General features: G+C 28.8%; 10 protein-coding genes. 9 read left to right on the top strand and 1 reads right to left on the bottom strand.

The window, feature by feature from the left end:
* The 3 genes from VK071_10825 to VK071_10815 all read left to right on the top strand — a co-directional run.
* A partial coding sequence (locus VK071_10825) for a nucleoside phosphorylase (protein HLR35803.1) occupies nt 1-383 on the top strand: 383 nt, incomplete at its 5' end.
* A gap of 575 nt (nt 384-958) precedes the next feature.
* Nucleotides 959-1,390 carry an NfeD family protein gene (locus VK071_10820; protein HLR35802.1) on the top strand — a complete coding sequence of 144 codons (432 nt, stop codon included), beginning with the start codon at nt 959-961 and terminating at the stop codon, nt 1,388-1,390.
* Between the two features lie 17 nt (nt 1,391-1,407).
* Complete coding sequence (locus VK071_10815; GenBank protein HLR35801.1) at nt 1,408-2,337, top strand: SPFH domain-containing protein; 930 nt, start codon at nt 1,408-1,410, stop codon at nt 2,335-2,337.
* Nucleotides 2,338-2,432: 95 nt separating this feature from the next.
* Here the strand turns inward: VK071_10815 and VK071_10810 are convergent, their stop codons facing one another.
* Nucleotides 2,433-2,909 (bottom strand): hypothetical protein, encoded by a 477-nt coding sequence (locus VK071_10810; GenBank protein HLR35800.1) that lies wholly within the window; start codon nt 2,907-2,909, stop codon nt 2,433-2,435.
* A gap of 602 nt (nt 2,910-3,511) precedes the next feature.
* Here VK071_10810 and VK071_10805 point away from each other — a divergent pair.
* The 6 genes from VK071_10805 to VK071_10780 all read left to right on the top strand — a co-directional run bounded on the left by VK071_10805 (nt 3,512) and on the right by VK071_10780 (nt 10,869).
* Nucleotides 3,512-3,955 (top strand): hypothetical protein, encoded by a 444-nt coding sequence (locus VK071_10805; GenBank protein HLR35799.1) that lies wholly within the window; start codon nt 3,512-3,514, stop codon nt 3,953-3,955.
* A 27-nt stretch (nt 3,956-3,982) separates the two neighbouring features.
* A complete protein-coding gene (locus VK071_10800) occupies nt 3,983-4,273 on the top strand; it encodes a hypothetical protein (protein HLR35798.1) in 291 nt (96 codons plus the stop codon).
* Between the two features lie 17 nt (nt 4,274-4,290).
* Nucleotides 4,291-4,584 carry a hypothetical protein gene (locus VK071_10795; protein ID HLR35797.1) on the top strand — a complete coding sequence of 98 codons (294 nt, stop codon included), beginning with the start codon at nt 4,291-4,293 and terminating at the stop codon, nt 4,582-4,584.
* A gap of 20 nt (nt 4,585-4,604) precedes the next feature.
* Complete coding sequence (locus VK071_10790; GenBank protein ID HLR35796.1) at nt 4,605-9,758, top strand: DUF6531 domain-containing protein; 5,154 nt, start codon at nt 4,605-4,607, stop codon at nt 9,756-9,758.
* A 20-nt stretch (nt 9,759-9,778) separates the two neighbouring features.
* Entirely contained in the window at nt 9,779-10,492 is a 714-nt protein-coding gene (locus VK071_10785) for a hypothetical protein (GenBank protein ID HLR35795.1), read from the top strand.
* Nucleotides 10,493-10,662: 170 nt separating this feature from the next.
* Complete coding sequence (locus VK071_10780) at nt 10,663-10,869, top strand: hypothetical protein (protein ID HLR35794.1); 207 nt, start codon at nt 10,663-10,665, stop codon at nt 10,867-10,869.
* Nucleotides 10,870-10,944: the final 75 nt, after the last annotated feature.

Raw genomic sequence — 10,944 nt, 5'->3', positions numbered from 1 at the left:
AGTCAGAATATCCAGCAGTTTCAAACATAGAATTAACAAATTGCATATTAGATACTTGTAAAGAATTAAATTTTCCATATCATTACGGTATTGTAAGAAGTCATGATTCTTTCTACACTGAGAAAGAAGAGGATATAAAGGAGTTTTGGAATACAAAAGGTGTTCTAGGCTCTGACATGGAAACAGCTGTACTTTTTACCATTGCAGAATTAAGAGGAGTTAGAGCAGCAAGTATATTAAATTCAGTAGTAGAATATGAAAGTGATTTAAAGGATGGTATAGGAAACTACGTTGCAAAAGAAGAAAAGGTTCAAAAAGGGGAAAATAAAGAAATTAAATTAGCTTTGGAAACTATTTATAAAATTGATAAATTAAATTACTAGAATATGAATTATTAGACAGTCTATATTTATGTATAAATTAGTATAGACTGTCTTTTTCAATATTCTATATTAAGCGATTCTTTAGAATATTTATATAGACATGTAGGGCATTTAATACAAGATTGAAAATTAGTATTACTAGGGTTTAGCGATAGCCATATGTATTTACTCTGCCATGGATACATATTATAAAGTGAAGTTGTTTATGTACTTATTAAAGTAGGGGTATATGTTTATTTTGAAGATGATGCAAAAGGTTCTATAGAAAAAGATATATTCCTATATATGGTAATACTTTCAGATAATATATTTCAAATTTTTGAAGATTAAATAAAAAATGTAGAGGTATAAACGACAATATTTGATGGTGAAATAATAAATTTAGGTAAGTAATATAATTTTTTCTACTATTATAGAAATGATCTTTATATACAATATTTTGTCATAACATGTATAAGAAAATGTTGATAATAGTCAAATTTTGATATATGATGTATTTACATTACTGTAAGATTTGAATATGGTCGTCAAAACTTTTAGCATAGTTGCCTCAAGATTTATTAGGGGGTGAATGAATGATGGGTGGGTTAACAAGTTGGTGGTTAATAATATTTATAATTAGTTTGGTTATTGAACTAATTAGCCTATCTTTAGTGAGTATATGGTTCGCGGCAGGAGCTTTAATCGCAATGTTTTTGGAATTTTTAGAATTAGGATTAATATATGAGATAATTGGATTTATAATAACATCATTAATAACCTTCTTTATTTTTAGACCTACATTAATGAATTTTATTAAATCACCAAAGGTTAGAACTAATGCAGATAGGTTGATTGGTAAAACAGGTGAAATGATTAAAGTTGCCAATGAAACATCTATGGGGCAAGTAAAAGTTGAAGGACAGATATGGCAAGCAGTTTCTAAAGATAATAAGTATCTAAAAGCTGGAACAGTAGTAATAGTTGAAGGTATTGAAGGAGTTAAACTAGTAGTTACTAAAAAATAGAGGGGGCATGTATATTTATGGTTGGTTTAATTATATTTGCTATAATAATAGCTATAATATTGTCAAATGTTAGAATTGTACCACAAGCCACTGCCTTTGTAGTAGAGAGGTTAGGGGCTTATAAAGATACTTGGGAAGTAGGATTACATGTAAAAACACCATTTCTTGATAGAATTGCTGCTAAGGTAAGTTTAAAAGAACAAGTAGTAGACTTTCCACCACAACCAGTTATTACAAAAGACAATGTAACAATGCAAATTGATACAGTAGTATATTTTAATATTACGGATCCTAAGCTATATACTTATGGGGTAAATAATCCATTAATGGCTATAGAAAATTTAACTGCTACAACATTAAGAAATATAATAGGAGATTTAGAATTAGATGAAACATTAACTTCAAGAGATGTAATTAATACAGAATTAAGATCTGTCTTAGATGAAGCTACTGATCCATGGGGAATTAGAATTAGTAGGGTAGAGCTTAAAAACATTATACCTCCTGCTGAAATTCAAGATGCAATGGAAAAGCAAATGAAAGCTGAAAGAGAAAGAAGAGAAAAAATATTGAAAGCAGAAGGAGAAAAGAAATCAGCAGTATTAATAGCAGAGGGAAATAAGGACTCAGCTATATTAAATGCACAAGCAGAAAAAGAAGCTTTAATTCTTGAAGCAGAGGCTGCAATGGAAGCAGCTATTAAAAGGGCAGAAGGCCAAGCAAAAGCTATATTAAAAGTTCAAGAAGCTACTGCAGAAGGACTTAAAATGTTGAAAGAAGCAGAGATTGACGATAGGGTTATATCTTTAAGAAGTTTAGATACATTTGCAAAGGTTGCAGATGGTAAGGCAACTAAGATAATAATACCTTCTGAAATTCAGGATATGGCAGGACTCGTTACATCTATAAAAGAAATTGGAGCAGAAGAAGAAAATATAATAGAATAAGTATAGGCAAACTTTCCAACTTGCTAATGCTGTAAATAATATTAAAGAAAGGCCTTAATTAGCTGCTAATTAAGGTCCTTTTTTAATATTAATTATTATTTATTTATTTCATCTGCTATCCTAGGAATGAAATTTTTTCTTTCCAGTTCATAATGTTCCAGTATTGTTGATTCAAAATCACTTAATTTCTCATAGGTTGTATCATATGTGGCACAACCATCTTCAGGAGCAACATATCCATCAGTTACTTTTCTTAATTCATTTAATAACTCTACAGTTTCTTTCTTCATAGGTGCTAGTTCATTTGAGGCCTCAAGAATTTTATCTAAAAATTCTTTCGAAGGTTTTCTATTGTACATTTTAACTGTAGGAACTATATCCATTTTCTCTCTAATGGATTGTTGAACTAAATTGATTTGCACAATATGGAATAACCTGTGAACTTTATATAGTTCATTATGCTCTGGGCCATGTACCCTTAATATAGTAGTAGTTAGTTTACTTAAATCAGACATTTCTTTTTCAATATATTCATAATAGGATTTATCATGCCAATTAAGTTTATTTTCCATAGCTATCCCTCCACTATTCTTTTGATTATATATTATCAACCCTTATAATAATAGTATATGACCTATATCAAAAATTATAAGGAAACTAGAAGTGGGTCACTGGGGACTATCCTAACTCACTCACATAAATCTGATAAAGGATTATTAAATCTTATTATTAAATTCAAAAGTTTTAATTACTTTAGGTTAAAATTTTTTAAATATGATGGTTATATAAAGTTATATAAGGTTTATATATCCTTCCTATTTTGTATCATTAGCATTGAATAGATAGTTAGTGTATAAAAAGTATCTATTTCAAAGATTACGATATATTTTGGTAATATAAAATAATCTATATATACATAAACAAACACTTTTTTGGTAGGATTGAAAACAGCAAATGAAGCCGGAAAGGAGCGTTTATTATACAAGAAAATTCAATTGAATAGACATTGGGAATATGATAAAATAGAAGATAATTTATATATAACCAATATATGTTATAAAAATATGAAAATATATATAATCTATTCATTCTTATTAAATATTACACCTATATTTCAAATCAATATTTAATCTTTGTTTCAATTTAAAATATTATAGATAGGGGGGTATCTATATTGAGTAAAAGTTTTAGGGAAGAGCAAAGAATAATAAAGGAAAAGGAACGTGAAGCTAGAAAAAAAGAAAGGGCTAGAGCTAGAATTCGTAGGGAAATTAATAGTTTTAATCGGGAAATAAGTGAACTAGAAAGTCTTCGGGAATCCTTTAGACATAAGAAAACAGATTTAAAGGGGATAAATAGGGAATGGAATAATGATAAAAGTACATCATTAAGAATGGAAATGGTTAGAGATATAGAAGTTTCTAAAAAGTTTGAAGGAGAAATTGCTACAGCTTTAAAAAATAAACTACCTGATGGCTTACAATCTATGAATGGAAATATAGGATCTATCAATAATGTAGTTGGGGGCATAGATCATCAAATAGAAAGCTTAAATAAAAAAATAGGGGAGTTAAATAGTAAGGTAGCGGTCGCTCGTAAAAGACTTAGTGTCATATAAAAGTTTATATTAAGGGGGTAGGGATATATGGGTGATAAATTATTTGCAATGGAAAATGAGTTTAATCAAGTAAAAGGGGATTTAAAATCAAATCATGAAGAGTTATTAGAAGAAACTAGGAGTCTACTACAATTGGTAAAGGATGCAGTTTCAGAATCAGGTCCCCTTTATGCAAAAGATTTTAGTTCTAAAGTTTCAGATACAGCATCATCTATAGAAAAAGATGTAGTTTTAAGATTGGAAAAAATATTTAATGCAACGGAAGAAACTATAGAAAACTTTGAAATGAGCATTAAAAATATAGATAGCACTTGCTAATTGTGGGGGGTGTAATTATGTCAGGAATAAAGATAGAAAAAAGTCAAGCTATTAGTGAAATATCAAGGGGACAATCTAAGGTAAATAATAGTCTTACGAGCTTGAAGGGGAATTATAAAAAAATAAACAAATTATTAGTTGAATCAGAGGGTAAATTTGTAGAGTCACTAAAGACTCAGTTAGAAACAGAAGAAGTAGCCGTAGATGCTCTAATAGATATGCTAACAGAGTTTTATAGTACCTTAGATAAAACAGTAGATGGTTTTGACCAACAAGATAGAAAGCTGAGTACAGGAATAAGTCTAGAATAATAGTGAAAGGGGTGGCATTAATGTCATTAGAAAGGGATAGGGTTTTTGACTATAATTCACTAAGGGAATTAAAAGAAGAATACGCTAGATTATTACGGAAGGCTAAGGAAATATCTTTGGAAATGGAGGAAGAGTTAAAGGAAGTATCAGCATTAGAGGCTAAAGTTCCTTCTGATGTTAAAAGTAGTATACTGAAATCTAGCTTAGATAGAGCTAAAATTGAAAGAGATATATTTGATGAATTAATTACAACATTGGATTCTAACATAGATAATCTATTATCTAATATTCCAAAGGCAGATAGTGTTTCTAGTGAAAGTATGTCCAAACTGACAGACAGCACTAGAATACTTACAGAGATTATAAATAATTATAAAGAATTTGTTAAAGTGGATTTTTCAACTATTGATGGCAAAGAGTTTGACAGGGCTTTAAGAAAGTTAAAATTAGAAAATGGTATAAAATTCGATGCAGTAGATAGAAATATAAAAGAAGCACTAGAACAATCAAAAGGATTAGCAGTAGCAACAGCCATGTATAGTAAGGACCCGGTAAATTTAGCAACGGGAAACTTCAGTTATGAAAAGGCTGATTTAGAAATACAAGGGACTTATCCACTAGAATTTAGAAGAACATATAATGCCATAGATACCTATAAGGGAGTATTAGGAAACCAATGGATACACAACTTTGAGGTACATCTAAATATAGAGGGTGGCACTATAAAAGTAACTAGAGAAGATGGTAGAGTAGATAAATATTCAAAGAATGGGAACGGAGAATATATCTCTAAAACATTGCTAGGGCAGAAATTAGTAGAAATAAAAGAAGACGATGAATTAAAAGGATATGATTTAATCCTGGAAAATCAAGAAAGGTATAATTTTTCTAAAGAAGGTAGACTAAATAAAATAGTAGATATAAATGGTAATGAAACTTTATTAATATATGAAGAAGATAAATTAAAAAGAGTATCTACATTATCAGGCTATATAGATTTTCATTATAAAGATGAATCTTTAGATTGTATAAAGGATTGTACTGGAAGGAAAGTAAGCTTTTCCTATGAAAATAATAATTTAAAAGAAGTAAAACTACCTAATAATACAAGCTTCAAATATACATATGATATAGTCGATAGACTAATAGATGTAATAAGTCCAAGAGATATAAAATTAGTAACTAATGAATACGATGATATATCTAGAACCTCTAAACAAATATTTCCCGACGGTGGAATAATGGAATATAAATATTTAGATGATGAAAACCTTTTAGAATTAACAGAACAAAATGGTAACAAGATTCTCTATGGCAGAGATGATAAATTTAGAAACAACAAAGTAATATATGAAGATGGAGAAGAAATATCAGTATATAATAGTAAAAATAAATTAGCATCCTTTACTGATAAAAATGGAAATAAAACTAGATACAGTTATGATAGAAATGGTAATTTAACTAGGATAATGAATCCATTAGGAGAAGTAATGAATTTTAAATATGATAGTAACAATAGACTAATAGATGTAATTAATGAGGAAGGTATATCATTTAAGATGGAATATGATGAAAGAGGAAATATATCAAAGATGATAAATCCTAAAGGAGATAAAACAAGTGTAGAATATAATGATAAAGGGCAAATAATAGGTTCTATACAGGCTGACGATTCAGAAATGAAATTTAAATATGATGATAGAGGCAATCTAATAAGTCTAATATATCCAAATGGTGGAGAAACAAAATATGAATATAACGCTCTAAATCAGGTTATAAAAACCATAAGTCCAAATGGAAATGTAACGAAATATGAATATGACTTAATGGGAAATATAATAAAAGTTACAAACTCAGAAGGCTATTCAAGAGAATACAAATACAATAAAATAGGAAAAGTAGTTGAAGTAATAGATTTCGATGATACTATAATGAAAAATGAGTACAATGAATTAGGGAAAATATCAAAATTAATAGATCAAGAAGGAAATATAACAGAATATGAATATGATTTAATGTGGAATATATCTAAAGTCAAAGAAGCAAATGGTAGCGAAACTCTTTATTTATATAATAAATTAAATCAATTAAGTACAATAGAAAATGGATTGGGTCATAGAGTAAACTATGAATATGATCCTAATGGTAATATGATAAAATTAATATCTCCAACAAAAGAAGAGACTAAAATAGAATATGATGAATTAAACAGAAGAAAAAAAGTAATAGAGGTAGATGGGTACGAAGTAAATTATGAGTACAATTTTTTAGGAAAGATAGCCAGAATATTTGATAATAAAGATAATGAAATATTATTTGAATATGATGAACTGGGGCAACTTACTAAACAAATAGATCTAGATGGAAATGAAACAAAATTCACATACACAGAACTAGGAAATATAAAAACTATAACAAATCCATTGGGAGATACGTTACAATATAAATATTATCCAGGTGGAGTGCTAAGAGAAATAATGCTCCCGGAAGGAGAAAAGGAAGAGTACTTCTATGATCTAAATGGAAATATTATAGAAAAGAAAATAGGAGACAATATAAGTATAAAATATGAGTATAATTCTTTAGATCAAATTTCTAAAGTAATAAATTCAGATGGAACTAAAAGAGAATTCGAATATACTCCAAGTGGATTAGTGAGAAAAATAATAGATGAAAAAGGAAATCAAACTAAGTTTACCTATACAAAAACGGGAAATATTAAATCTGTAATAGATGCTCTAAGAAATGAAACAAAATATGAATATGATGAAGTAGGGAAATTAACTAAACTAGAACAATTACAATTAATAGATGAAAATCTAGAAGAAGCTAATAAACTAAATAAACAAAACGGTTTATCAATAACAACAAAATATCAATATGATTTAATAGGGAATTTAACAAAAATAATAGATGGAGAAGGTAATGAATCTAACTTTATATATGATGAAAATAATAGAATAATAAAAGATATAGATAAAGAAGGATATATAACAGAAAGATTCTATAATGAAATAGGGCAGATAGAGAATATAAAATATGATGATGGTAGAGAAGTTAAATTTAGCTATAATAGTTTAAGAGAACTTATAGAAATAGAAGATTGGTTAGGAAAGACAAAAATAGCCTTAGATAAATTAGGAAGAACAAAAAGTGTAACAACTCCAGACAATAAGAAGGTAGGATATGAATGGAATGAACTAGGTCAAAGAACTAAACTAATATATCCAGATGGAAAAGAAGTAAAGTATGAATATGATAAATCTCAAAAGTTAGTAAAATTAATTAATGAAGAAAAAGAATTTAAATACAATTACGATGAAATAGGAAGATTATCAGAAAAAATATATCCAAATAATATAATAAATAAATATAGCTATAATAATTCAGGAGCTTTAAAAGGTTTAGAATACTATAAAAATGGAAGCATAATAGAGAAACACGATTATTCTTATGATGAAGCAGGAAATAAAATAGGAATAAAGAGAGAAAGACAAGGCTATGAAGGAATAGAAGAATTAAGCTATAAATATGACCCTCTAAATAGATTGACAGAGGTAATAGATGGAGATACTTTATTAAGAAAATACAGCTATGATAGCTTAGGAAATAGAATAGAAAAATATGACAATGGAGAAACAACAAAATATTACTATAATAAATTAAATCAATTAATAAAAGAAGAACTTCCAGAAGAAATAAGAACCTATGAATATGACAAAAGAGGGAATAGAATAAAAGAATTTAGAAATGATGATTTAATAAAAATGTTTACCTTTGACTCTATGGATTATATGACAGAAGCATGGAATAAAAAAGAGGGAACAGCTGTATATAGCTATAATGGATTAGGAAATAGAGTTAGCCAAACATTAAAAGGACATAATAATAGTGTAGAAAAAATAGATTATGTATTGGATTTAACAAGACCATATAAAAATGTATTAGAAAGAAAAGTAAATGAAAACCATGAACAGTATCTATGGGATGGAGACCTATTAGGAACAATGGAAGAAGAACTATATCTATTAGATGAGTTAGGAAGTCCTATAAGAAATATAGATGGAAATGGAGAAACAAAAGGACTATTCAGCTATGATGAATTTGGAATAAATGTAGAAAGTCAAAATAACCTAAAGAATCCATTTGGCTATACCGGCTATGAATACGATCCAATAAGTGAACTAAACTATGCCCAAGCTAGATACTATGACCAAAATCAAGGAAGATTTATAAGTGAGGACAATATAAAAGGCTCAATTATTTATCCAGATTCCCTAAATGACTATACCTATGCTTGGAATCAACCACTTGATTATGTGGATTTGGATGGGAATGTGCCTATAATAATAGGTATACCGGATGTTAATGTCGAAGCAGTTAATAAAGGAATTGAAATAGGAACATGGGGAAAAAACAAGATAAAGTCTGGGGTAGATTGGGGTAAAGATAAAGTAAAGTCTGGAATAAATTGGACGAAAAATAAAATAAAAAAGCATGCAGGGTATAAATATAGTGAGGAAAGGGAAGTTGCAAGGGGAATAGATTATAGGGAAGGGGAAATACGAGGAAATAATTTTTTTGTATTAACAGAAACAAGGATAGAAAAAATAGATGGTATAATAGAACATAAACGAGGATTTGAAATAAATACCCCAAAGGTAGAAAAATGGAGGTTTAGGTTACCATCATTTAACTTATCATATTCAGATGGTGCAGTATCTGTGGGAGGAGATGGTGGTTTTAGGGCTTTTGGGCGTGAAGTGGATTTATCAAGTGCTTTAAATATAGAGCTAGGATCTGACTGGGATATATCAGGTGAATTAGAAGGAGCAATAGATGGAACAATATATGGTGGTAAGACAGGATTCGATGGCGATGGGTTCTATATAAACGGAATTGGTGGTGGGGAATTTGTAGATGGTTTTACTCTTAAATCGGAGAGAGAAATGTATAGAAAACCTATAGACTGGTTAAAAGTAAAAATGGGAATTGCAGCAATAGTATTAGCCGCTATAATAATCACAAACGCATGGTCTTTAACCACAATACCATTGATACCGGTTGGAGAGAGGCTAGTTTATGAAGGTTCAGCAGCAATGATTATATCTTATTTATTTGGTCAATCCAACGTAGCGTATGGGGAGTCCTTAAATTACTGTGAAATAGAATAGGTTAATTATGGGAGGTCAAGATGAAAAGAAAAATAATTATACTTTTATTATTAATTTTATCGTTGATACTGACGTCATGTGTAAAAATAGATACAAGTAGTAATAAACCAAAAGAGAAATATATGAGAGATGGGATAAAAATGTCAAAAGAAGAAGCAGAGAAATTTGACAAAGAAATAAGAGAGAATTTAAATTATTATGAAGATATTTATACAGCAATAGAAAATAATAGGCTTGGAAATGAGATGGGAAGAGATTTAAAATTAAAAGAAGTTTTGAAAACTATAGAAAACGATGAAAAGATTATTATTTATGGGATACTCGAGCACCCAGCTGGATATGAAAATTTTGCAGTTATACCTCTTCTAAAAAAGAATGAAGTAGAGAGTGACAAAATTCTTTACTCTGAGCCATTAGAAAAAAATGAAGTAAATTACGAAGAATGTGAAAGAGATACTATAGATATAGAAAGATATAGACCAGTATTTTTTCAACGCCTTAATTATTTTGGCAGAGACGATACAATAATACCAGAAAAGAAGAATTTTCAATTTTATCTATTATTAGATAGAGAAGAATCGGAGAAAATAAAAGTAAACGGTATAAAACCAGATGAAATAATTGAGTATGAAATAAATGATCAAGAATTAAAAAGACATAAAGCATATTTTGTATATTTTAATGACATACCAATGGATGGTACCTTTGATGATATGGACATAACCTTTGATTAGAAAATTACAAATAAAAGAAGTAGACATCTAGGTCTACTTCTTTTTTGTCTATAAGTACCTAATTATCTCGATTGAATGTATACATATAAAATGGTAAAATAAATAGAAATACATATAATGCCAGTATGGATTAAAAAGAATTATTTAGACTTCAATTCAACTTGGGAGCTGTGTTGATTGTTGCTAGTGCAGTTATTTTAGCTTACCCGGGACTCGGGGTATTAGATGGTGTAGGGGTTGCTGGCTTAGCTGAGATATTAGTTGGTGGCTCTGTTCCTGCTGGGGCTGGGGTAGATATAGTTACATTATTTTTGACTAAATTGGGGCTTGATAAATTTATAGATATTGAAGGATCGCAAAACTACAATATATCATAAATATTTAAAATAAAGGAGTATTATTATATGAAAAGTAAAAAAAAGATAATAATATTGATAGTAGCATTAATAGTG

The sequence above is a fragment of the Tissierellales bacterium genome, assembly GCA_035301805.1.
Lineage (GTDB): Bacteria > Bacillota > Clostridia > Tissierellales > DATGTQ01 > DATGTQ01.
The sequence above is the reverse complement of the archived record's forward strand: the minus strand, read 5'-3'. Positions and strand labels throughout refer to the sequence as shown.

Excerpts from the sequence above, each read along its gene's own strand:
- VK071_10820 (HLR35802.1), top strand. The coding sequence starts at position 959 with ATGATGGGTGGGTTAACAAGTTGGTGGTTAATAATATTTATAATTAGT.
- VK071_10810 (HLR35800.1), bottom strand. The coding sequence starts at position 2,909 with ATGGAAAATAAACTTAATTGGCATGATAAATCCTATTATGAATATATT.
- VK071_10795 (HLR35797.1), top strand. The coding sequence starts at position 4,291 with ATGTCAGGAATAAAGATAGAAAAAAGTCAAGCTATTAGTGAAATATCA.
- VK071_10815 (HLR35801.1), top strand. The coding sequence starts at position 1,408 with ATGGTTGGTTTAATTATATTTGCTATAATAATAGCTATAATATTGTCA.
- VK071_10800 (HLR35798.1), top strand. The coding sequence starts at position 3,983 with ATGGGTGATAAATTATTTGCAATGGAAAATGAGTTTAATCAAGTAAAA.
- VK071_10785 (HLR35795.1), top strand. The coding sequence starts at position 9,779 with ATGAAAAGAAAAATAATTATACTTTTATTATTAATTTTATCGTTGATA.
- VK071_10790 (HLR35796.1), top strand. The coding sequence starts at position 4,605 with ATGTCATTAGAAAGGGATAGGGTTTTTGACTATAATTCACTAAGGGAA.